Genomic DNA, 23,638 nt, shown 5'->3' with positions numbered 1-23,638 from the left:
TAAATGTAATCAATTCAGAAAATTAACAATGGAATATAGATTTTTAGGAAAATCAGGATTAAAAGTTCCTGTTTTAAGCTTTGGAACCGCAACTTTCGGTGGTGAAGGCGATTTTTTTAAAGCTTGGGGAAACACACAGGTTGACGAAGCTAAAAAATTAGTCAATATCTGCATGGATGCAGGCGTGAATCTGTTTGATACAGCTGATATTTATTCTGATGGTAAATCAGAAGAAGTCTTGGGAAAGGCTATTGAAGGAATTTCCAGGGATCAACTGTTATTATCAACAAAATCAACCTTCACTTTTGGTGAAAATCCGAATAACCAAGGCTCTTCCCGTCTTCACATTCTGAAGCAGGTAGAAGGAAGCCTGAAACGTCTCGGGACAGATTATATCGACATTTATCACATGCACGGTTTTGACGGAAATACACCTGTTGAAGAAACATTGAAGGTGTTGGATGACTTGGTAACCAGTGGAAAGGTTCGCTATATTGCGGCTTCCAATTTCTCAGGCTGGAATTTGATGAAATCCATCGGAGTTTCAGAAAAATATGGTTGGAGCAAATACATTGCGCATCAGGTTTATTATTCGTTGGCAAACCGCGAATATGAATGGGAACTGATGCCTTTGGGGCTGGATCAAAATGTGGGAGCTATTGTTTGGTCTCCCCTTTCCTCAGGTCGTTTGAGTGGAAAATACGGCAGAAATAAACCGGTGCCTCAGGAAGGCAGAATTGCTCAGGGCGGCAGTCCGGTTCCCGAAACTGTAGTTCAACAAGAAATTTTCTATAACACGATTGATGTATTAGAAAAAGTTGCTGCTGAAGTGGGAAAAAATGTAGCTCAGGTTGCTTTAAACTGGTTATTGCAGCGTCCTACGGTTTCCAGCATCATTATCGGAGCCAGAAACGAAGAGCAGTTAAAGCAAAATCTTGAAGCCGTCGGCTGGAATCTTACTCGCGAACAGGTTGAAAAACTGGACAAAGCAAGTGAAATCCCTCCTATTTATCCGTATTGGCATCAATGGCAAAATAAAAGTCTGAACCCGACGCCGGATTTTTACAGTCATTTAAAATAATATTCTAACCGCAAAAGAGGCTATTTGTCTTTTTTGTGGTTAATACGTTTTAAGGCACAAGGATTTTATCAATGATAAAATAGATCATCAACATTGTAAAAGAAAATCTTTAATTTTCCCTTTGTGTCTTAAAAAACAGACAATTTGTATTTAACCTTGCGCCTTTGTGTTTTTCCAATAGACGTAAGCATTCTTAATGAATTAAATAGAAAACAATGAGTACAGAAAAAATAGGATTCATCGGTCTCGGCAATATGGGACATCCGATGGCAAAAAATTTAGAAAAAGCAGGATTTCAATTATCCGTTTACAATAGAACGATTGAAAAAGCTGAAGAATTTCAAGAAAAATCTACGGTTTACAAAACAGTTTCGGAGCTTGTCACCAATAATGACATCATTTTCACGATGCTGACAAATGATGCAGCAGTAAAAGCCGTATATGAAGAAGTTTTAGCTCAAAATATCACCGGGAAACTATTCATCGACATGAGTACGATTTCTCCTGAAAAAAGCAATGAAATTTCATCAGCCGTAAAAATAAAAGAAGGCTCATTCATCGATGCGCCCGTTGCCGGAAGTACAAAACCCGCTGCAGAAGGTACGTTGATTATCATGGTTGGTGGTGAAGAAAAAGATGTTCAGCGTGCTGAACCTTTTCTGCAAAAACTAGGAAAAAATATCAAACATTTAGGCGAAAACGGAAAAGGAATTGCCGCAAAATTATCCGTTAACTATTTTCTATCCACTATTTATCAGGGTTTGGCAGAAACCATTTTATTTTCGGATAAATTAGGCATTGATCGTCAGGATATGCTTGAAATTATTAACGAAAGTGCCAGCGGAAGCGGTGCTACAAAAGTGAAAACACCACTTTTAACGGAAAATAATTATGAACCTGCATTTGCCCTAGATCTTATGCTAAAAGATATCCTGCTGGCAAAAAATGCAGGTGCAGATTTCCCTTTATCTAAAACATTAATTGAAACTTATCAGTCGGCTCACAATGAAGGGTTTGGAAAAGACGATGTTATCGGAATTATTAACTATTTAAACAAATAAAAAATGTTACACGTAATCGCGAAAAGTATCGCAAAACAAGATAAAATTGAAGAAACTAAAAAAGCGTTAACTGCTTTGGTCATTTATTGGATGCCAAAATACTTGGGGCGGCCGAGTTTATTTTCTATCTATTAAATACCAAAGTGATCAAAGTAAAAAATGAAGATGTCGGTCTGAATTTTTATGATTTTGAAAAGCAATAATATTTTAAGCATATTTGTATTTTAAATTCATAAAATATTTTTCTGATGTTTGATGTTTTGCTTTCGCATATTGAAGATAAGGTTGATTTAACTGAAAAGGATAAAAGTGAACTCCAGCAGTTTTTCACCTGTAAAAAACTCCGTAAAAAACAATATCTGCTTCAGGAAGGAGACGTTTGCAAAAATCTTTCTTTCGTAAGTAAAGGATTGCTAAAATCTTATATGCTGGACGAAAAAGGAAGCGAACACATCAGCATGTTCGCTTTTGAAGGTTGGTGGATCTCAGATTTCAACAGTTTTATCAATCAGGAAAAAGCTCTCTTAAATATTGATGCCATAGAAGAAACAGAATTGTTGACGATTACCCGTGAAGAATATGAAAATTTGATGGTAAAAATTCCTATAATGGATCGTTATTTTAGAATTTTATACCAAAACAGTCTGGTAACCAAAGATTACCGCCTCATGGTGTTCAACTCATTTACCGCAGAAGAAAAATATACACAGTTTGCACAGAAAAATCCAGATATTATTCAGAGAGTTCCTCACAATCTTATTGCTTCCTATCTCGGTTTGGCTCCGGAGACGGTAAGCAGAATCCGTAAGAAGATTTCCTTTAAATAACACTTGATCTGGATCAATAAAAATCGCTGATCCATGTCAATTTTTTTAATCTTAGTGCTCCATAATTTTGTAACATAATTTTAGAATTATGGAAAACAAAAATATTGCACTGGTTGTAGGTGCTACAGGAATTACAGGCAGCAATCTCGCACAAGAGCTTATTGCTAAGGGTTGGACAACTTACGGATTATCAAGAAATCCTAACCATTCTATTGAAGATTTGATTCGTATACAAGCCGATCTTCTGACTATTGAAAGCCTGGAAAAAGCGTTGGAAAATATCGCTCCCACTCATGTTTATTTCACCACTTGGATGCGAAATGATACAGAAGAGGAAAATATTCGCATAAACAGTGCGTTAGTGAGAAATTTATTAGATGTTCTTTCTCCTAAAAAATCAATACAGCATGTGGCTTTGGTTACGGGTTTAAAACATTATTTAGGACCGTTTGAAGCCTACGCAAAAGAAGGTACTTTACCCGAAACTCCTGTGAGAGAGGAGCATCCTCGTTTGCCGCTTCCCAATTTTTATTATGCTCAGGAAGATGAAGTGTATAAAGCTTCAGAAAGAGACGGATTTACATGGAGCATCCACAGACCGCACACCGTAATCGGTTATGCAGTTGGCAATCTGATGAATATGGGAACCACTTTGGCGGTATACGCAAGTATTTGTAAAGAAACAGGGCGTAAATTTATCTGGCCAGGCTCTTTGGAGCAATGGAACGGAATTTCAGACGTGACGGATGCCCGAATTTTAGCGAAGCAACTGGTTTGGGCTTCATCAACAGAAGCAGCAAAAAATCAAGCTTTTAATATTGCAAATGGTGATATATTCCGTTGGAAATGGCTTTGGAAAAGATTGGCAGATTGGTTCGGAATTGAAGCGGTAGGATTTGAAAACTCCATTAAACCATTAGAAAAAGAAATGGAAAATTATACAGAAATCTGGAAAGAAATAGCTCAAAAATATGGTTTAAAAGAAGAAAACCTTAATAAATTATCTTCTGCCTGGCATACCGACCTTGATTTGGGAAGACCTTTGGAAGTAATGACCGATATGTCAACCAGCAGAAAATTTGGCTTTACAGAATATCAAAATACAGAGCAATCATTCATTGATTTATTTGAAAAATTGAAAGCAGAAAAGCTGATTCCGTAAATTTCATTTCATAAAGGAGTTGCTTTTGCGACTCCTTTTCTTTTTTATTTTAAATGTCGTTTCTTTGTAAAATATCATTCGTTTTTTATGAAAAAGTCCGAAGCTACACGATTAAATATTCTTCAGAAAGCATTTGAACTGATTTATACCAAAGGTTATCAGACAACTAGTGTCGATGAAATTATTGCGACCACTCAGGTGACAAAAGGGGCTTTCTATTATCATTTCAAAACAAAAGACGAAATGGGTTTGGCAATTATTAATGAATTAATGATTCCAAACTTTAAGAATAATTTTATCCAACCATTACGAAATGATGAAAATCCTTTAGATAATATTTACAATATGATGTATCATTTGTTGATCAATAATGAATTTTTGAAGGTTGAATACGGTTGTCCTGCTTCTAATTTTACTCAGGAAATGGCTCCGTGGAATATTGAGTTTACAAAAGCATTAAACGAATTATCTAAGCAATGGGAAAATACAATGATTTTTTCTCTTGAAAAAGGGATGGAAAATGGTACAATAAAGACCGGTTTAAATGCAAAAGGAATTGCCATTTTTGTACTTTCCGGATATTGGGGAATACGAAATTTGGGAAAACTAGAGAACAATAAATCGATATATATATCTTATTTACAACAACTTAAATTGTATTTTAATACGTTAAAATAATTTTTTATCAAAAAACATACTAATTAGTATGTTTTTATTTTAACTTTGTCAAATCTTAAAAATTTGATAATGTATCAAACGTTAACATTTCTGCATTCTACTTTTCGCTGGCTGGTTTTGTTGAGTCTTTTGTATGCAATTTTTTGCGCCTACAAAGGATACTTTTCAAATAAAGAATTTTCAAAAACAGATAATACCGTAAGACATTGGACGGCAACAATAGCCCATGTTCAGTTGATTTTAGGAATTATTTTCTATTCTCAAAGCCCGATTATCAAATACTTTTGGAAGAATTTTAGTGATGCAAAACAATCTTTAGATCTTTTATTTTTTGGATTAATACATATTTCTTTAATGCTTCTTGCTATAGTTTTAATTACTATTGGCTCTGCCGTTTCAAAAAGAAAACCAACTGATAAAGAGAAGTTTAAAACAATGCTGATTTATTTTTTTATTGCTTTACTTATTATTTTTATTGCCATCCCATGGCCATTTTCACCACTTGCTAACAGACCTTATTTCAGATAATTATGATCAATTTATTTAAAACAAAAGTTGGAAGATTAAGAATTATTGCCATTCTTGAAGGGATTTCACTCTTAACATTAGTATTCATCGCTGTTCCGTTAAAATATGGACTTGATAATCCTTCATTGGTTAAAATGATGGGTCCTATTCACGGATCATTATTTCTTCTTTTTTTATTCAATACATTAAGTGTTGGTGTTGAGCAACAGTGGAAATTTAAAGAAATAACCTGGAAAGTGCTTTTGGCGTGTATTATTCCATTTGGAACATTTTATATTGACAGAAAAATTTTAAGCAAACTATGAAAAATATATTAATTTTTTGCGGAGTCACTCTGACCATTTATATTGCTTACAGAATATACAAATACCAAACACTTGATAATGGTTTGGATACTTTAATAAAAAACGGAGCCATTATTCTCGATGTAAGAACTGAAAAAGAATATGAAATGGGGCATATTTCCGGATCTGTAAATATTTCTTTAGGAACAATCAGAGAAAGATATACAGAACTGAATCCAAATAAAACCTATATTACCGTTTGTTCTCACGGCCTTCGAAGTGTAAAAGTTGAGAATATTTTAAAGGAAAAAGGGTTTAATCATGTTTATAATGGAGGCGCATGGAGCGATTTGCAGAAAAGTATTTCAAAATAATATAAAAGTTCTCTAAAAACAATTCTTTTTCAATACAAAAATTAATTTGGTCGGCTTTTTGGTTAGTAAATTTAAACCAAATTACGCCACTCCATTGAAGTTAATCACATTTACAAATAAAGGAATTTACTGTCCGCAGGGAAAATTTTATATCGATCCTTGGCGACCTGTTGATCTGGCTGTCATTACCCATGGTCATGCTGATCACGCACGTTGGGGAATGAAAAAATATCTCTGTCATCATTTTACAAAGCCTATTTTACATAAAAGGATCAGTGAAGATATTGAATGTCAGAGTATAGAATATGGCGAAGTTCTCAATATCAATGGGGTAAAATTATCATTGCATCCGGCTGGTCATATTATCGGTTCTGCCCAGATCCGGTTAGAATATAAAGGATATGTAAGCGTAATTTCTGGGGATTACAAAGTTCAGGATGACGGTTTGAGCACTCCTTTTGAAGTCGTAAAGTGTAATGAATTCGTTACTGAAAGTACTTTTGGACTTCCCATTTACAACTGGCTGGAAGTAGAAGATCTCAATAAAAAAATGCAAAATTGGGTGTTAAGAAATAAAGAAAATCAAAAAACATCCGTTTTTATAGGATATTCCTTAGGCAAAGCACAAAGAATTATGAAAGCCGTTGAAGGTCTGGGGAAAATTCACGTTCACTACTCGATTGGAAAATTAAACGAAGCATTTGAAACGGTCGGTATTGATCTTCCTGACTATGAAATTCCTGATTTTAGAGAAAGTGTAAAGCATTTGCAGAATGAAATTGTGATTGTTCCGCCTGCTTTGCTCGACAGTAATATTATCAAAAAAATTCCCAATGCGGCAACAGCTATTTGTTCAGGCTGGATGCAGGTTCGCGGTGCCAGAAGATGGCGAAGCGCAGATGCAGGATTTCCCATGAGTGATCATGCCGATTGGAAAGGATTATTACAAGCTATAAAAGCTACAGAAGCAGAAATCGTTCATGTAACACACGGACAAACAGAAGTTTTTTCAAAATATTTAAATGAAATCGGAATAAAATCGGACGTAGTAGAAACCTTGTATGGAGATGATGATGAGGAAGAAAAAGAAAAGGAAATCACTGAAAATTAAATAGTTATTTTTTTAGAATCTTAAAGATTTATTAGTTTGAAAAGCTCCGTAGGAGTTTATGCTAATAGAAAAGAAATAAGAATGAAGCGGAGCTCCGTAGGAGCGACCTGTTAATAATTAAAATGTCGAATGGCACACAGCCCAGCTTGAACGGAGCCCTTCGACAGGCTCAAGATAAATTCAAACGGTAAAGCTGACCAAAACAAAAAAATAAACAAATGAAACATTTTGCTGAACTGATCAACGCTTTGGAAAGCACCAATAAAACCAATGCCAAAATTGATGCGATTATTGACTATCTGGAACGAGCTCCAGATGAGGATAAACTATGGTTTATTGCTTTATTTACAGGCAAAAGACCGAAGCGAAATGTGAATACAAACTATATGAAAGAATGGGCGCTAGAAATCACAAAATTACCATTTTGGCTGTTTCAAGAAAGCTATTCTTCTGTTGGAGATCTGGGTGAAACGCTTTCATTGATTTTACCACCTCCAACGGAAAAAATTGAAAAATCACTATCCGAATGGATGAATGATATTATTGATCTAAAAAATAAAACAGATGTTGAGAAAAAAGAATTCGTATTGAATTCGTGGAATGGTTTAGATTATACAGAACGATTGATTTTCAATAAATTACTTGGTGGAAGTTTCAGAATTGGAGTTTCAGATAAAACATTAATTAACGCATTAACCAAATTTTCAGGACAGGAATCCAGTGCTCTGACGCATAGTCTAATGGGGAAATGGCAACCTGACGAAATTTCATTTAAAGAATTGATTTCAGCGGAAAAAATTAATCCAGACAATTCAAAACCGTATCCTTTTTGTTTGGCTTATCCTTTAGAAAAAGAATTAAACGAACTGGGAACTCCTGAAGAATGGCAAATCGAATACAAATGGGATGGCATTCGCGGGCAGATTATTCGCAGAAACGACGAAGTTTTTATCTGGTCAAGAGGCGAAGAATTGATCACAGAGCAATTTCCTGAAATCAAAGAAACGGTTCAGAACATGAAAGGTAATTTTGTTGTAGATGGAGAAATACTTGCGGTAAAGGATGGTAAGGTTTTAAATTTTAATGAATTACAAAAGAGATTAAACAGAAAAACATTAACTAAAAAAATGCTTTCCGAAATACCAATTGAAGTTTTCACTTATGATCTTTTGGAACTTGAAAATAATGATCTTCGGGAGAAGTCCATAGCTTCTAGACGGGCAATGTTGGAAGAATTATTGTTAAATGAAAATCCCGAAAACATAAAAATTTCTCCGGTTATCGAGTTTGAAAACTGGGAAGATTTAAATCAAATCAGAGAGAATTCGAGAGAAATTAACAGCGAAGGTTTAATGTTAAAACAAAAAAATTCCCCCTATCATTCTGGCAGGAAAAAAGGTGATTGGTGGAAATGGAAAATCAATCCTTTAACCATTGATGCTGTGCTAATTTACGCTCAAAAAGGAAGTGGACGAAGAAGTGCCTACTATACAGATTATACTTTTGCGGTGAAAAAAGATGACAAACTGGTAACCATCGCAAAAGCCTATTCCGGACTTACAGACAAAGAAATTATGGAAGTCAGCAAGTTTGTTAACAAAAATGCAATTGAAAAATTTGGACCTGTTCGAACTGTAAAAGCGGAACTTGTTTTTGAAATTGCCTTTGAAGGCATTGGTTTTAGCAACCGTCATAAAAGTGGTGTCGCATTGCGGTTTCCCAGAATTGTACGTTGGCGAAAAGATAAAACGGTAGACGAAATTGATGATATTGAAGAAATTAAAAAATTAATACAATAAATTATATAAACGCTAAGTTCTCAGAGGTTTATTTTAACACTTTGAAATTATTTTTCGATCGCAAAGGCACTTCGTTCAGCAAATGATAACAATAAGCCTTGGCTGAATGGAACGCCTTTGCGGTTAGAATATACAGAGAATATGTTAAAAATATCCTTGTGAACTTAGCGTTAAAAATCAAAAACAAAATAATTTGGCGACTTTTGAAAATACCAACGGATTCACAGTCATTCAACAATGGATGGCCGATAAAGGTATTTCCCCTTTTAAATTTCAAATTGATACCTGGCAGAAATTTGAAAACGGTTATAGCGGAATGGTGGTAGCTCCAACGGGTTTTGGAAAAACATTTTCCGTATTTCTAGCTTTACTGACGAATTTTTTAAACCATCCCGAAAATTATAAAAAGGGATTACAAATGATCTGGATCACTCCACTTCGTTCCCTTTCAAAAGATATTGCCAAAGCAATGCAGGAAGCGATTGACGAAATAGGCTTAGATTGGGTGGTTGGTGTACGAAATGGAGATACAGACCCTAAAATTCGTCAGCAGCAGGTGAGAAATATGCCTGAAATTCTTGTAGTTACACCTGAAAGTTTGCATTTGCTTTTAGCACAGAAAAATCACGAAAGATTTTTTAAAGAATTAAAAACAATTGTCGTTGATGAATGGCATGAATTATTAGGTTCAAAACGTGGCGTCATGGTAGAATTAGGCATTTCTCAACTGACAAAATATGTTCCTAAAATAAAAATATGGGGAATTACAGCAACCATTGGAAACCTTGATGAAGCCATGGAAGTTTTGATTCCTTATGACATCAAAAAAACAAAAATTACCGCAAAAGAACAGAAAAAGATAGAAATTCTTCCGGTTTTCCCTGATGAAGTTGAAATTTTACCGTGGGCTGGACATCTTGGACAAAAACTGGCTGACAAAGTAGTTCCGATCATTTTAGAGTCAAAATCTACGATTGTTTTTACAAATACCCGAAGTCAGAGCGAAATGTGGTATCAATTATTATTGAATGCTTATCCAGATTTTGCAGGGCAAATCGCTATTCATCACAGTTCTATTGATGCTCATTTACGAATTTGGATCGAAGAAAACCTAAGTTCTGGAAAATTAAAAGCAGTGGTTTCTACTTCGTCTCTTGATTTGGGAATTGATTTTAAACCTGTTGATACTGTCATACAAATTGGTTCAGCCAAAGGAGTTGCAAGATTTTTACAACGTGCAGGAAGAAGCGGCCACTCGCCTTTTGAAACATCAAAAATTTATTGTGTTCCCACCCATTCTCTGGAACTTATTGAAGTTGCAGCTTTGAAAGAAGCAGTAAAACAGAAAGTCATTGAACCTCGTGAGCCACAGGTTTTATGCTTTGATGTTTTGGTTCAGTTTTTAATGACGTTAGCTATTGGTGACGGATTTTATCCTGACGAATTGTATGAAAGGATTAAAAAAGTATATGCCTTTCAAGAAATGACCGATGATGAATGGAAAAATATTCTCGATTTTCTCACTATTGGTGGAAGTGTTTTAAAAAGCTATGAGGAATTCCATAAAATTGTCATTATGGAAGATGGATTATATAAAGTCACTTCACGAAAAATTGCAATGCTTCACCGAATGAATATGGGCGTTATCGTCAGCGATGCAATGTTGAAAGTGAAATTTATTTCAGGAGGCTATATCGGAATGGTAGAAGAATATTTTATTTCAAAACTGAAAAAGGAAGAAAAATTTATATTAGCTGGAAGAGTTTTGGAAGTCGCTATGATCAAAGATATGACCGTTTTTGTGAGAGCTTCAAAAGGAAAAGCATTTGCACCGAGTTATCTAGGCGGAAGGTTACCGTTGAGTTCCAATTTAGGACATTTTTTAAGGGAAAAATTATCAGGAGCTTTAAATTCTAAATCATCGGAAAAGGAACTGAAATTTTTACATCCATTATTAATTAATCAGGAAGAACGTTCACATATTCCAAAAGACGATGAATTTTTGGTTGAACTGATTAAAAACCGAGAAGGTTACCATTTATTTATGTACCCGTTTGAAGGTCGACTAGTGCATGAAGTAATGGCAGCTTTAATTGCTTACCGTATTTCAAAGCTCGCTCCTATTTCCTTTTCTATGGCGATGAATGATTATGGTTTTGAATTATTCAGCGATAAAGAAATTCCGTTAAATGAAGAAAATCTAAGCAAAATTTTAACTAGAGAAAACCTGATGATTGATGTTATTTCAAGTATTAATGCTGCTGAAATGGCACGAAGAAAATTTAGGGATATTGCTGTAATTTCCGGAATGGTGATTCAAAACTATGCCGGAAAACAACGTTCTAATAAATCTTTACAAAGTTCTGCCGGATTGATTTTTAAAGTGTTGGAAAATTATGATCCTAATCATTTTTTGGTACGGCAGGCGTATACAGAGGTTTTTAACGCTCAACTGCAGGAACAAAGACTAGTTGAAGCGTTTAAACGAATTGAAAAATCAAAAATTATTTTGAAATTTGCCAATACGTTTACTCCATTGAGCTTTCCGATAAAAGTGGACAGCTTAAGACAAACGCTTTCCAGCGAAGGATTGGATGCGAGAATCCAAAAATTGATACAGCAAGCAAAGAAAAACAAGTAATAAATATTACATCACGTAATACTATTTTGTATCAACTTATTTTAGGACGGGACACTAAAAACAAAAAAGCCGGAAAAAATTTCCGACTTTCTATAGTATTTTTAAGTTTAAAATTAAACTGTTTCCAAAACGTGGTCTACCAAAACTCTCCATCCGAATGAATCTTCAGAAAGGTTAGTTTGAAGATCAACCAAATCATTTTTAAGGATTACCGCATAACTTTCTTCGTCAGAAAGTTTAGGCAATTCTAATTTTTCACCATTGTGACCCAAAGCTTGGAATACTGTTGTTACCACAGCAGTTCCAACTCCCCAAACTTCTTTTAAAGTTCCGTTTTTCTGCGCTTCAACTACATCGGCTACTTTTATTGGCTCGACTTTTACTTCAATTCCTCTTTTCTTAGCCAATTGAATAAAGCTGTCTCTTGTAACACCGTCAAGAATTTTCTCAGAAGTTGGAGGCGTGAAAATCGTATCGTTGATTCTTACAAATACGTTCATTGTTCCACTTTCCTCGAAATATTCGTGAGTAGCATCATCTGTCCAGATAATTTGCTCATATCCTTCTTCAATCGCCAACTGAGTTGGGTAGAAAGATGCCGCATAGTTACCTGCAGCTTTTGCAGAACCTACACCACCGCTTGCTGCTCTTGAATAATGATCAGAAATTTTTACAGAAACAGGCTCTGTATAATACATTTTTGCAGGTGTTGCTACGATAGCAAACATATATTTATTAGAAACTCTAGCTTTCAAAGCTTCTTCTGTAGCGAAGATCAAAGGTCTGATGTATAAAGACATCCCTTCTCCTTGAGGAATCCAGTCTCTATCGATGTCTACCAATGCTTTTAATCCTTCCAAAAACATTTCTTCCGTTACCTCAGGCATTGCAAGACGTTTTGCAGACTTATTGATACGTTCAAAATTCTTTTCAGGCCTGAAAAGGAAAACCTGCCCGTCTTTGTCTTTATAGGCTTTCATACCTTCAAAACAAGCTTGTCCGTAATTTACTCCCATCATGGCAGGTGTAAAAGGAATAGGACCGTAAGGAACTAATTTCACATCACCCCACTTTCCATCTTCGTACTCACAAATGATCATGTGATCAATAAAAGTATTTCCGAATGAAAAATTGTTTGGGTCGAATGTAGAAATTCTGGAGTTTTCAGTTTTTTGAATTATCATTTCTAAAATTTTTTATGATGTTCTACAAATTTAACATAATTTTCTAAATATAAAAATTTTGAAGTAAATTTGTAAAAAAATAGCTTGAAAAGAGAAATTAAAACCACAAACGACGGAAGTAAAACATTGTTTATCAATGATTTAAATGAAAACTATCATTCGCATCATGGTGCCCTTCAGGAAGCAGAACATGTGTTTATCAAAAATGGACTAAATTTAATAAATGATTACGAAATCAACATTTTAGAGCTTGGTTTTGGAACAGGTTTAAACGTTTTGGTGACAATTAATGAACATTTAGAAACTGACAAAAATCATGTCATCAACTATTTTACGCTCGAAAAATATCCGATAAATGAATCGGAAATGAACGATTTGGCATATTTTGAACTTTTTGATAACCCGGAATTTAAAAATATTTATCAAAAAATTCATCTGGCAGAGTGGGAAAAGTCAGTAGAAATTGTTAGTAATTTTAATCTTAAAAAGATAAAATGTGACTTTTTCGACCTGAATACGATAGATTTACCTAAAATTAACCTTGTTTATTTTGATTGCTTCGGAGCGAGAGTGCAGCCCGATCTTTGGGAAAAGCCTTTATTTGAGCTAGTTTCCGACAAAATGGCAGTTAATGCATTATTAACAACCTACTCTTCTAAAGGAAGTGTAAGAAGAATTCTTCAGGAGCTCGATTTTAAAGTAGAAAAGAAACAGGGACCTCCCGGAAAAAGAGAGATGATTAATGCGGTGAAGTTATAGGTTGTAGGCTGGAAGCTGGAGGATAGGTGATGGAAGTTTATTACTAACTGTTGATTAGTTTTGTTTTTTTATGTAATGCTATAAATATATATTAAGGTGGGCGGATCTTAAAAAAATTTAATGATAAAAAGTAGGTTGTAGTAAAACTTCCAACATTCAGCTCCCTTCATCCCGCAAATTTTCCCTACATTAGCTTTACAAATTATTATATATGATAGATAAGATAAACATTAGGGTTTATGCATGCGCTGTAAAGGATAAAAGAGTTTTAACATTATTTGAAGAGTATGCTGGTGAAGCTTTAATGAAATTTCCCGGCGGCGGACTTGAATATGGAGAAGGACTGTTAGAATGCTTACATCGGGAGTTTGATGAGGAACTGAATGTGAAAGTAGATATCGTGGAACATTTTTATACTCAGGAAGATTTTCTGGTATCGCGTTTCAAAGAGAATGAACAGTTGCTTACTATATATTATATTGTAAATATTGTGAATGAAGAAGATTTCCTGATTTTGGATCCTTGTATCGAAAGAACGGAATGGATAGAAATCGACAGACCTAATAATCCTTTTGTACTTCCTATAGACAAAATTGTTTTTGATAAATTAAAAGAAAAATTCCTGTAAAATATACAGGAATTTTTTTTATGATAGATCATTATCTCGATACTCTGAATTGATTAGCCCCGGGATAAGGCTGAAGATAACCGGAATTCCAGTTGGATTGAAGCAATGATTCTAAGAACTCATCGGTTCTGTTTTTATGCGGATTATATTCATCTTTTAAATTAATATCCGCCATTTTACCTTTTAAATTCCACCAAAACGCACTAAATCCGCCTCTTAACTCTTTTATAATTTCATATACGTTTTTTCCGGTAGCTCTGTTCATTAGCTTAGCAAAAACCTGTCCTTCTGTTGTTGTAAGGTCTCTCAATTGCTTTTCGTATTGCTCAGCCAACATATTCTGTCTTTCACGAACGTATTTTCTTTTTGCTTTACTGTCAAGATCATTCATATCTTTCTGTATATCCCGATATTGTTGCAAAGCAGTTACAAAGAGAGGATATACTCGGTATAATTTTTTATTGAGGAAATAATAATAGTTTCTATCCAACTGATTGTTAAACTTTGGCCTGTTCACCAAAACCAACTCATCCATTACAACTACAGTCTCCCCATTAATATCATACACCCTCATCTTCTGCCTTTCGTCGTAATAATATTTTTTCCCAAATTCATCTACTTTTAGAAGCTCAGGAGGATATTGGCTCAACGGTTTGGCAATAACCGAATCTGTCTGACCAAAAATACTGACTCCAAAAAAGAAGAGAAAAAGACAAATAATCTTACTAAAATTCATTATTTTTACGCGTATTAGAACAAAAATTGAACGCAAAAATCATTCCTTTTTATGAAATTTGAAAAGAAATCTTTAAAATTTTTAGAAAAATATCTAAATACATCTTCACCGACTGGTTATGAGCATAAAGGGCAGGAAGTCTGGATGGATTATATCAGACCGTATGTTGATAAAATCGAAATAGATCATTATGGAACCTGCTATGGAATCATCAATCCTGAAGCGGAATTTAAAGTGGTTATTGAAGCCCACGCCGATGAAATTTCATGGTACGTAAATTACATTACCGATGATGGCTTAATCTATGTTATCCGAAACGGAGGTTCAGACCAAACAATCGCTCCATCGAAAGTGGTTCACATTCATGGTGAGAAAGGAATTGTAAAAGGAGTTTTCGGATGGCCAGCTATTCACACAAGAGGAAATCAAAACGAACCGACTCCCAAGATTGAAAATATTTTCATCGATTGTGGAGCAACCTCAAAAAAAGAAGTAGAAGAACTGGGAATTTATGTAGGATGCATGATAACTTATCCTGATGAATTCTTTGAAATGAATGACAGATACTTCGTTTGCAGAGCTTTAGATAACAGAATCGGAGGATTTATGATCGCTGAAGTAGCAAGATTGTTAAAAGAGAACAAAAAAACGCTTCCGTTCGGATTGTATATTACAAATTCCGTTCAGGAAGAAGTTGGTTTGTATGGAGCGGATATGATTGCAGATACCATTAAACCGAATATTGCCATCGTTACAGACGTTACTCACGACACCACAACGCCGATGATCGAAAAGAAAAAAGAAGGCGACCAAAAATGTGGTGACGGGCCAGTGGTTTTCTTTGCTCCAAGTATTCATCATACCATTCGAGAATTAATCATTGATACAGCTAAAAAGAAAGAAATTCCTTTCCAGAGAGCAGCGGCGAGCAGAGCTACAGGAACCGACACAGATGCTTTTGCACATTCTAACGGTGGAGTTCCGAGTGCATTAATCTCACTTCCATTACGTTATATGCATACAACGGTAGAAATGGTTTCTAAAGAAGATGTAGGAAATGTAATTAAATTAATCTACGAAACACTTCTGAAGATAAAGCCAGAAATGAAACTAAAGTATCATTAATAAAGTAAAAAGAGACAAGTTAAAAGTATAAAAAGTAAAAATGAAAACGAAGCTTATTGCTCCTTCCCTTTTATCCGCAGACTTTGGGAACCTGCAAAGAGATATCGAGATGCTGAATAATTCTCAGGCTGACTGGTTCCATGTGGATGTGATGGACGGAAGATTTGTCCCTAACATTTCATTTGGATTTCCTGTTATGAAAACGGTGCAGCAACATGCTAAAAAGTTTGTTGATGTTCACTTAATGATTGTTGAGCCCGAAAAATATGTTGAAGAATTTATCGATCACGGTGCAGACTTGGTTTCTGTTCATTACGAAGCTTGCACTCACCTTCACAAAACGATTCACCTCATTCAGAGTAAAGGTGCAAAAGCTGGTGTTGTTTTGAATCCTTCTACTCCCGTTCTGATGTTGGAAGATATTATTGCAGATGTAGATTTGGTATTATTAATGAGTGTAAATCCAGGTTTTGGAGGCCAGAAATTTATTGAGAATACGTACAAGAAAATTGCTGAAACCAAAGATTTAATCGTGAGCAATAATTCAACGGCATTAATTGAAGTAGATGGTGGCGTAAATATCGACAATGCCGGAAAACTATTCGATGCCGGAGCTGATGTTTTAGTAGCCGGAAATGCTGTTTTCTCCTCTGAAAGCCCTGAAAGAACGATAGAGCTTCTGAAAATTTAGTTATAATTAAATATCAACTTAATAAACCTCTATGAAATATCATTTTTATAGAGATTTTAATTTTTAGGCAAATCAACAACCACTTTACAAGAAAAAACGCTCCTCAAAAAGAGAAGCGTTTTACTATTATTTAAAACTTTAGAAATTACAGTAACAAAGTTAAAGGGCTTTCTAAATATGTTTTTAAAGTTTGTAAGAACTGAGCACCAGTAGCACCGTCTACCACTCTGTGGTCACAAGCTAATGAAAGCTTCATGATGTTTCCAACTACGATTTGTCCGTTTTTCACAACAGGCTTCTCGATAATTGCTCCTACTGAAAGGATAGCAGCATTCGGTTGGTTGATGATACTTGTGAAAGTTTCAATTCCGAACATACCCAAGTTTGAGATTGAGAATGTAGAACCTTCCATTTCGTTAGCTTTAAGACCTTTGTTCTTCGCTCTTCCAGCCATATCTTTTACAGCAGCTGAAATCTGAGTATAAGTCATCTGGTCTGTATTCTTAAGAACAGGAACTACCAGTCCGTCAGGAATTGCAACCGCTACACCGATGTTGATATTTCCTCTGTGAATGATCTTATCACCTGCCCAGCTTGAATTTACCTGCGGGTGTTTTCTTAAAGCAACAGCAGTCGCTTTAATAATCATATCGTTGAAAGAAATTTTAGTATCCGGTAAAGAGTTGATCTCTTTTCTAGCCTCAATCGCTTTATCCATATTGATTTCAACCATCAGATAATAGTGAGGTGCAGAGAATTTACTTTCAGAAAGACGCTTAGCGATAATATTTCTTACTTGTGAATTCTGAGATTCTGTATCTTCACCCTGAACGAAGCTTACCGCAACCTGAGCAGCAGCACTTGCCGCCGGAGCTGAAGCCGCTGTTTTCGCAGATGGCTGATAATTTTCAATATCTTTTTTAACGATTCTTCCGTTTTCACCAGAACCTTGTACAGAATTAATGTCAACACCTTTATCCTGAGCCATTTTCTTCGCTAATGGAGAAATTGCAACTCTGTCTGAAGATGACGCACTTGCAGCCGGAGCCGCTTTTTCTTCTGCTTTAGCTTCCGTTTTTTGTTCAGCTGGTTTCTCTGATGAAGCAGCAGCCGGTTTTGCAGCCCGTACACCAGAAACATCTGTTCCTGCAGGGCCGATAATTGCCAATACTGAATCTACAGGAGCAGCTCCTCCTTCTTCAACACCTTGCTTTAATAATACTCCATTGAATTCAGATTCGAAATCCTGAACCGCTTTATCTGTTTCGATCTCAGCAAGAAGATCACCTTCTTTTACTGTATCGCCAACGTTTTTGTGCCATTTAGCCACTTTACCTTCTGTCATAGTATCAGAAAGTCTTGGCATGGTAATAACTTCTACTCCTGCAGGAACTTCAGCCGAAGCTTCCGGAGCAGCAACAGCAGTTTCTGCTTTAGGCTCTTCTTTTTTATCTTCAGAAGCACTGGGAGCAGCAGCACCACCTGTTAATCCTGAAATATCTTCTCCTTCTTTACCGATAATCGCTAAAACTGAATCTACAACAGCCGCGTTACCTTCTTCTACACCAACGTATAAAAGAGTTCCTTCAACTTCAGATTCGAAATCCTGAACCGCTTTATCCGTTTCAATTTCAGCTAAAATATCTCCTTCCTTTACCTTGTCTCCTACTTTTTTATGCCATTTAGCCACTTTTCCTTCCGTCATTGTATCGGAAAGACGTGGCATTGTAATAACTTCTGCCATAATTTAATATGTATTAATTTGTTAATGTGGATGATGTGATGATAAGAAAAGTGAAAGATTGTTGTAACCTATCATATCATCGTATCAGCAAATTATTATTGATTTTCAAATTTATCTAAGAATGGATAATCTTCCTGAGCGTATACATATTCATATACTTTCTCTGCATCCGGGTAAGGAGAATTTTCCATAAATTCTACACACTCTTCAACAAAATCTCTGGATTTATTTTCTGTAGTATCCAATTCTGCTTCAGTAGCCCATCCGTTTGATAAAATTCTTTGTTTAATCAATTCGATAGGGTCATCATTTTTATGAACTGCCACTTCTTCTTTAGATCTGTAAGGCTCTGCATCGGACATTGAGTGACCTCTATAACGGTACGTTCTAGCCTCGATGAAAGTTGGCCCATCTCCTCTTCTCGCTCTTTCGATAGCTTCGTAAGCAGCTTCAGCTACTTTTTCAGGATCCATAGCATCTACAGCAAGACAAGGCATTTCGTATCCTAATCCTAATTTGTAGATATCTTCGTGATTAGCTGTTCTTTTTACAGAAGTTCCCATTGCATATTGGTTGTTTTCTACAACGAAGATTACCGGAAGCTTCCAGTTCATCGCCATGTTAAACGTTTCATGTAATGATCCCTGTCTAGCAGCTCCGTCTCCGAAGAAACAGATGTTTACTGCTTTTCTGTCATAATATTTATCTGCGAAAGCAATACCTGCTCCCAAAGGAATCTGACCTCCTACAATACCATGACCTCCGTAAAAACGGTGCTCCTTGCTGAAAATGTGCATAGATCCCCCCATACCTCCTGACGTACCTGTAGCCTTGCCACAAAGTTCTGCCATGATTCTTTTAGGATCTACTCCCATTGCCATCGGGTGAATGTGGCATCTGTAAGCAGTGATCATACTGTCTTTAGTTAAATCCATTGCATGCGCGAAACCAGCAGGGATAGCCTCCTGACCGTTATACAAATGTAAAAAACCTCTGATTTTTTGCTTTAGATAAAGAGAACGGCATTTGTCTTCAAACCTTCTCCACATTGTCATATCTTCATACCACTTCAGGTATACCTCTTTAGAAAATTCTTTCATGTGTTGAGCTCTTGCTTATTTATTATGAAATAGTAGAGCAAAATTATAAAAAAAACTTTGTTTTTATTGTATACATACCAATTGTTTTTTTGCTTATAGTGTTATATTTACATCATCAAACTTAAATATGGAAGAAAAACAGCCTTCAGCAGTACATAAAATTTCAAAAATTATTTCAGATTTTTTCAATCCTTTGGTTTCATTGTTTATATTTTTCTTGTATTCGAGCCTTAGAAATTCATCATTTCACAATTCTCTCACCTATTTTCTTCCAATTTTACTGATGATTATTGTTCCGGTAATTGTTTGGTTGGTGTGGAATGTAAAAACAGGAAGATACACGAATATGGATGTTTCTAATCGGGTTCAGAGAAAGACACTGTATATTTTTATAGGAATTTGTGTAATCGCTTACATTGGCTTTAATTATTTTAAAAACGGGCTCATTGATCTAGTAATGTTATTTATTTTAATACTTCTTTTAGCATTACAGATCAGTAATTATTTCATCAAAAGCTCTATGCATACAGCTTTTAATATATTTGTTGCGGCTTTGTTTTTTTCATTAAATACAACATTTGGAACTGCCTGGTTGGGAATTGCTGCTTTGGTTGGCATTACACGAATTATTTTAAAAAGACACACTCCGAAAGAAGTATTTATGGGCGCTGCAATTGCTTTTATGGTATCTTTTCTTTACCTTTATTGCAATATACAGTTTCAACATTAAGAATTTAACATGAAAATAAATCATCTAACAGCGGCGGAAGAAAACTTAATGAAATTGCTTTGGAAGCTGGATTCCTTTTATTTAAAGGACGTTATGGAACAGCATCCGGAGCCGAAACCGCATCAAAATACCGTTTCTACTTATGTGAAAATATTGGTTGAAAAGGGATATTTATCAACTGAAAAACAAGGAAGAATCTTCAAATATTCTGTAGTTGTGCCTTTCGAAGAGTATAAAAAATTCTTAATTAAAGAACTTTCCCTAAATTTCTTTAATGATTCAGGTAAAGAGATCTTGGAATTTTTATTTAATGAAAAAATGATTTCTCAGGAAGATCTTAAAGGGTACTTTGATCTTAAAATAGAGATAAAACCTGTAAAAGTTAAAGCAAAAGAACCTGAATTCGAATTCGCCAACGAAATCTTAAATCCTAAAAAAGATAAAAAGAAGGAAAAAGATAAAGACAAAAAGAAAAAGAAGAAAAAAGATTTAAAATAGAAAAACGCATTACTTTTTGTAATGCGTTTTGTATATTAACTTATCTACCGGTTCCTGAGCTCCAAATTGGAGAAGAGTTTTGATAAATAACTAAATTTCCATCATTCTGAATATCTAATCTAGTGGCACCTCGTCTTGATGAATTGGAGCTCCAAACGGCTTTATTATAAGAATCATACACTACAAGATTTCCATCATCTTGAAATTCTGCTTTGCTTGCCTTATTCGTTGTCTGTGTAGACCAAATCGCTTGTCCGTTATTTCTTGACAATACTAAATTTCCATCATTCTGGAATACCAGATAAAAATTACGATTAGAAGAATATACTTTATTATTTCTTCTGAACTCATATCCCGGATTTACACTTCCACTTTCTCCCCTAAAACCCCATTTGTTACCATTTCCATTACTATTTTTATTGGTATTAGAAGCCCATAAAGGGTTATTTCTATTATAAATTACAAGATTACCATCATCTTGTATCGCTAATCGATCTGCATTTCTTCCTCCAGTATTCGATGAGAATGCCACACCATTTCGATTCGTATAAACTACTAAGTTTCCATCATCCTGGAATACAGCTTTAGCACCTCTGTTCGTCGTTTTAGAATCCCAGATTGCTTTTCCAACTCTATTATAAAAAACTAAATTTCCATCATTTTGAAAAATTAGGTAAGATCTCTTATCATCAGCCCAATATTTTCTATTTTGATCAATATTCTGTCCTCTGTAAATACTTTGTGCATTAAGAAAAAATCCTAAAGACATAAAGAATGCCGTAAATATATATTTTCTCATTTTATAAATTTTTTATAACTCAAAAGTTTTCTAAAAGTATGCCAAAAATAATAACGTATCAAGAATTAATTATTAATTAAATGATTATTAGTAGAATTAAATTTTCTCATTTTTGAATTATACAAAAAGAAGCTGCAGAAACCTACAACTTCTTAATAATTAAAAAAGCGATCTTAAAAGACCGCTTCTATTTTTTACCAACGTTTTCCTCCGCCGTTGTTTCCGCCACCACGGTTTCCACCGCCATAGCTTCCACCTCCGTTTCCGCCTCTGTTGTTTCCATAACCACCACCTCTGTTGTTATCGAAACTTCTTCTTGGCTTCTCTTCTCTTGGCTTAGCCTCAGATACGTTAAGTGTTTTTCCGTTAAATTCTTTCTGGTTAAGAGCGTCAATAGCTTGTGCTCCTTCTTCATCACCCATTTCAACAAAACCAAATCCTCTTGAGCGACCAGTTTCTCTGTCTAATACAATTTTAGCTGATGCTACATCGCCAAATTCTGCAAATAAATCGTGCAACTCATATTCTTTTGTTGCGTAATTGATGTTTGAAACAAAAATGTTCATTTTAAAAAAAAATTAAATAATTAATAATAATTTGGTATATAAAAGAAAAACAACATAAATTAATGAACAAATATTGATTCCAAATATAAACAGCTGCAAGATACAATTATTAATTTCAAATCAAAACATTTTTAAAAATAATTTCAATATAATTTTCAGCTTATTTTTTATTTTGTTAAATAGTATTAATTTATCAATAAATATTTATGAATATTCGTTAAAAAATCAATAATCAGCATATAATTATAATAATTCTCTCCTATATTTATTTAAATAAAAATCCTTTTTACCTAGTTTTCATGGTATTTTAGTTCAGGTTTTAGTTAAAATAAAACTCATTGAGAAAATAAATCACTTTCTTTTAATAACTAAATACAAATCCTTTGATAAAGCCAGTTTTTAAAGCTAAATTTGCAGCAGAAAAATTCAAATTATGAACTATCACACTAGAAAATGGGTAAAACCAGAAGATTTAAACCCAAACCAATCACTTTTTGGAGGAAGATTATTACAATGGATTGATGAAGAAGCGGCTTTATATGCCGTGATTCAGCTTGAAAATAAAAAAGTGGTAACAAAATTTATTTCGGAAATCAACTTTGTAAGTTCAGCAAAACAAGGCGATATTATCGAAATCGGAATTGAAGTGACAAAATTCGGTTCCACATCGCTTACTTTGGCTTGTGAAGTACGAAATAAAATGACACACCAGACTATTATCACGGTCGACAGAATTGTAATGGTAAATCTTGATCAGGATGGAAATCCGGCACCACACGGAAAAACACAGGTAGAATTTGTGAAAGACCGATTAAGCAACAAAGATTCTATATGAAAATCTTTATAAAAAATATGGTCTGCGGCAGATGTATTTCTGCTGTTGAAAATATTTTTAATGATAATAATATTAAGGTTAAAAATATTAATCTTGGTGAAGTTGAAACAGAGTCAGAAATTTCAGAAACGAACTTGCAAGTGTTAGAAAAATGCTTACAGAAAAGTGGTTTTGAAAGAATAAAAGACTCTGCTCATCAACTTATTGAGAAAATTAAAAATCTGATTATTGTAAAAATCAGCGAATTGGATATTGATGAAAATTTTCTTTTATCCGAGTTTTTAAGTTCAAAACTTCACAAAGATTACAGTTCGCTTTCCAAAACATTTTCACAAAACGAAAATATTACTTTAGAGCAGTTTTTTATTCTTCAAAAAATTGAAAAGGTAAAAGAGTTGCTTCTTTATAATGAATTCACTTTAACAGAAATCGCAGGAAAATTGGGTTATAAAAGCGTTCAGCACTTATCTTCTCAATTCCGAAATAGCACAGGCTTCACTCCTACTGAGTTTAAAAAACTTAAAGTACACAATAGAAAACCACTTGACCAAGTTTAATTGAGTTTGAGTGTTGTAGGGTTTTAGAGTTTTTGAGTTAACCCAGATACACGCAAACTCTCATATTCTAATACCCTAAAAGCACTCCCACACAAAGCCTAAACAAAATTCTGTAAACTTATTCCTTATATTTATAACAC

General features: G+C 34.6%; 25 protein-coding genes. 19 read left to right on the top strand and 6 right to left on the bottom strand.

Annotated elements, in window-relative coordinates; all coding sequences use genetic code 11:
• The first annotated feature begins 28 nt into the window (after positions 1–28).
• From OXQ85_RS06630 to OXQ85_RS06580, 11 genes are all read left to right on the top strand, one after another.
• Positions 29–1,081: an aldo/keto reductase gene (locus OXQ85_RS06630; RefSeq protein ID WP_267403035.1), complete on the top strand. Its 1,053-nt coding sequence runs from the start codon at positions 29–31 to the stop codon at positions 1,079–1,081.
• A 215-nt stretch (positions 1,082–1,296) separates the two neighbouring features.
• Complete coding sequence (locus OXQ85_RS06625; RefSeq protein ID WP_267403034.1) at positions 1,297–2,142, top strand: NAD(P)-dependent oxidoreductase; 846 nt, start codon at positions 1,297–1,299, stop codon at positions 2,140–2,142.
• Positions 2,143–2,390: 248 nt separating this feature from the next.
• Positions 2,391–2,969 (top strand): Crp/Fnr family transcriptional regulator, encoded by a 579-nt coding sequence (locus tag OXQ85_RS06620; RefSeq protein ID WP_267403033.1) that lies wholly within the window; start codon positions 2,391–2,393, stop codon positions 2,967–2,969.
• A gap of 88 nt (positions 2,970–3,057) precedes the next feature.
• A complete protein-coding gene (locus OXQ85_RS06615; protein WP_267403032.1) occupies positions 3,058–4,131 on the top strand; it encodes an SDR family oxidoreductase in 1,074 nt (357 codons plus the stop codon).
• Between the two features lie 87 nt (positions 4,132–4,218).
• Positions 4,219–4,809, top strand: a complete 591-nt coding sequence (locus tag OXQ85_RS06610) for a TetR/AcrR family transcriptional regulator (RefSeq protein WP_267403031.1) — start codon at positions 4,219–4,221, stop codon at positions 4,807–4,809.
• A 69-nt stretch (positions 4,810–4,878) separates the two neighbouring features.
• Entirely contained in the window at positions 4,879–5,337 is a 459-nt protein-coding gene (locus tag OXQ85_RS06605; protein ID WP_267403030.1) for a hypothetical protein, read from the top strand.
• A gap of 2 nt (positions 5,338–5,339) precedes the next feature.
• Complete coding sequence (locus OXQ85_RS06600) at positions 5,340–5,642, top strand: DUF3817 domain-containing protein (RefSeq protein ID WP_267403028.1); 303 nt, start codon at positions 5,340–5,342, stop codon at positions 5,640–5,642.
• Complete coding sequence (locus tag OXQ85_RS06595; protein WP_267403027.1) at positions 5,639–5,995, top strand: rhodanese-like domain-containing protein; 357 nt, start codon at positions 5,639–5,641, stop codon at positions 5,993–5,995. Before OXQ85_RS06600 ends, OXQ85_RS06595 begins: the two co-directional genes overlap by 4 nt.
• A 94-nt stretch (positions 5,996–6,089) precedes the next feature.
• Positions 6,090–7,106: a ligase-associated DNA damage response exonuclease gene (locus OXQ85_RS06590; protein WP_267403026.1), complete on the top strand. Its 1,017-nt coding sequence runs from the start codon at positions 6,090–6,092 to the stop codon at positions 7,104–7,106.
• Positions 7,107–7,324: 218 nt separating this feature from the next.
• A complete protein-coding gene (locus OXQ85_RS06585; RefSeq protein ID WP_267403025.1) occupies positions 7,325–8,905 on the top strand; it encodes an ATP-dependent DNA ligase in 1,581 nt (526 codons plus the stop codon).
• 241 nt (positions 8,906–9,146) lie between these two features.
• On the top strand, positions 9,147–11,546 hold the full coding sequence (locus OXQ85_RS06580; RefSeq protein ID WP_267403255.1) for a ligase-associated DNA damage response DEXH box helicase: 2,400 nt from the start codon (positions 9,147–9,149) through the stop codon (positions 11,544–11,546).
• 113 nt (positions 11,547–11,659) lie between these two features.
• Here the strand turns inward: OXQ85_RS06580 and OXQ85_RS06575 are convergent, their stop codons facing one another.
• Positions 11,660–12,730 carry a branched-chain amino acid aminotransferase gene (locus tag OXQ85_RS06575; RefSeq protein ID WP_267403024.1) on the bottom strand — a complete coding sequence of 357 codons (1,071 nt, stop codon included), beginning with the start codon at positions 12,728–12,730 and terminating at the stop codon, positions 11,660–11,662.
• Between the two features lie 84 nt (positions 12,731–12,814).
• Here OXQ85_RS06575 and mnmD point away from each other — a divergent pair, with 84 nt between their 5' ends.
• Both mnmD and OXQ85_RS06565 read left to right on the top strand, forming a co-directional pair.
• Entirely contained in the window at positions 12,815–13,489 is a 675-nt protein-coding gene (gene mnmD, locus OXQ85_RS06570) for a tRNA (5-methylaminomethyl-2-thiouridine)(34)-methyltransferase MnmD (RefSeq protein WP_267403023.1), read from the top strand.
• A gap of 211 nt (positions 13,490–13,700) precedes the next feature.
• The gene (locus tag OXQ85_RS06565) at positions 13,701–14,117 is read left to right on the top strand and encodes an NUDIX domain-containing protein (protein ID WP_267403022.1); all 417 of its coding nucleotides are present in this window, start codon (positions 13,701–13,703) and stop codon (positions 14,115–14,117) included.
• Positions 14,118–14,148: 31 nt separating this feature from the next.
• Here OXQ85_RS06565 and OXQ85_RS06560 read toward each other — a convergent pair whose 3' ends face one another.
• Positions 14,149–14,853 carry a DUF4294 domain-containing protein gene (locus OXQ85_RS06560; protein ID WP_267403021.1) on the bottom strand — a complete coding sequence of 235 codons (705 nt, stop codon included), beginning with the start codon at positions 14,851–14,853 and terminating at the stop codon, positions 14,149–14,151.
• A 51-nt stretch (positions 14,854–14,904) separates the two neighbouring features.
• Here OXQ85_RS06560 and OXQ85_RS06555 point away from each other — a divergent pair, with 51 nt between their 5' ends.
• Positions 14,905–15,978, top strand: a complete 1,074-nt coding sequence (locus OXQ85_RS06555) for a M42 family peptidase (protein ID WP_267403020.1) — start codon at positions 14,905–14,907, stop codon at positions 15,976–15,978.
• 40 nt (positions 15,979–16,018) lie between these two features.
• Positions 16,019–16,669 carry a ribulose-phosphate 3-epimerase gene (gene rpe, locus OXQ85_RS06550; protein WP_267403019.1) on the top strand — a complete coding sequence of 217 codons (651 nt, stop codon included), beginning with the start codon at positions 16,019–16,021 and terminating at the stop codon, positions 16,667–16,669.
• Positions 16,670–16,814: 145 nt separating this feature from the next.
• Here the strand turns inward: rpe and OXQ85_RS06545 are convergent, their stop codons facing one another.
• Positions 16,815–18,413, bottom strand: a complete 1,599-nt coding sequence (locus OXQ85_RS06545) for a pyruvate dehydrogenase complex dihydrolipoamide acetyltransferase (RefSeq protein ID WP_267403018.1) — start codon at positions 18,411–18,413, stop codon at positions 16,815–16,817.
• A 95-nt stretch (positions 18,414–18,508) separates the two neighbouring features.
• Positions 18,509–19,513 carry a pyruvate dehydrogenase (acetyl-transferring) E1 component subunit alpha gene (gene pdhA, locus OXQ85_RS06540; protein ID WP_267403017.1) on the bottom strand — a complete coding sequence of 335 codons (1,005 nt, stop codon included), beginning with the start codon at positions 19,511–19,513 and terminating at the stop codon, positions 18,509–18,511.
• 127 nt (positions 19,514–19,640) lie between these two features.
• On the opposite strand from pdhA, the gene OXQ85_RS06535 reads away from it, so the two are divergent.
• Entirely contained in the window at positions 19,641–20,243 is a 603-nt protein-coding gene (locus tag OXQ85_RS06535) for an ABC transporter permease (protein WP_267403015.1), read from the top strand.
• A gap of 9 nt (positions 20,244–20,252) precedes the next feature.
• On the top strand, positions 20,253–20,741 hold the full coding sequence (locus OXQ85_RS06530) for a BlaI/MecI/CopY family transcriptional regulator (protein WP_267403014.1): 489 nt from the start codon (positions 20,253–20,255) through the stop codon (positions 20,739–20,741).
• A gap of 40 nt (positions 20,742–20,781) precedes the next feature.
• Here OXQ85_RS06530 and OXQ85_RS06525 read toward each other — a convergent pair whose 3' ends face one another.
• Together OXQ85_RS06525 and OXQ85_RS06520 are read right to left on the bottom strand one after the other, a co-directional pair.
• Complete coding sequence (locus tag OXQ85_RS06525) at positions 20,782–21,540, bottom strand: bulb-type lectin domain-containing protein (protein WP_267403013.1); 759 nt, start codon at positions 21,538–21,540, stop codon at positions 20,782–20,784.
• 194 nt (positions 21,541–21,734) lie between these two features.
• Positions 21,735–22,106 (bottom strand): RNA-binding protein, encoded by a 372-nt coding sequence (locus OXQ85_RS06520; RefSeq protein WP_267403012.1) that lies wholly within the window; start codon positions 22,104–22,106, stop codon positions 21,735–21,737.
• Positions 22,107–22,539: 433 nt separating this feature from the next.
• Here OXQ85_RS06520 and OXQ85_RS06515 point away from each other — a divergent pair, with 433 nt between their 5' ends.
• Positions 22,540–22,941: a hotdog domain-containing protein gene (locus OXQ85_RS06515; RefSeq protein WP_267403011.1), complete on the top strand. Its 402-nt coding sequence runs from the start codon at positions 22,540–22,542 to the stop codon at positions 22,939–22,941.
• Positions 22,938–23,498 carry an AraC family transcriptional regulator gene (locus tag OXQ85_RS06510; protein WP_267403010.1) on the top strand — a complete coding sequence of 187 codons (561 nt, stop codon included), beginning with the start codon at positions 22,938–22,940 and terminating at the stop codon, positions 23,496–23,498. The genes OXQ85_RS06515 and OXQ85_RS06510 overlap by 4 nt, the downstream gene beginning before the upstream one ends.
• Positions 23,499–23,638: the final 140 nt, after the last annotated feature.

The sequence above is a fragment of the Chryseobacterium sp. GM_Chr_2 genome (assembly GCF_026540445.1).
In the GTDB taxonomy this organism is placed as follows: domain Bacteria; phylum Bacteroidota; class Bacteroidia; order Flavobacteriales; family Weeksellaceae; genus Chryseobacterium.
The sequence above is the reverse complement of the archived record's forward strand: the minus strand, read 5'-3'. Positions and strand labels throughout refer to the sequence as shown.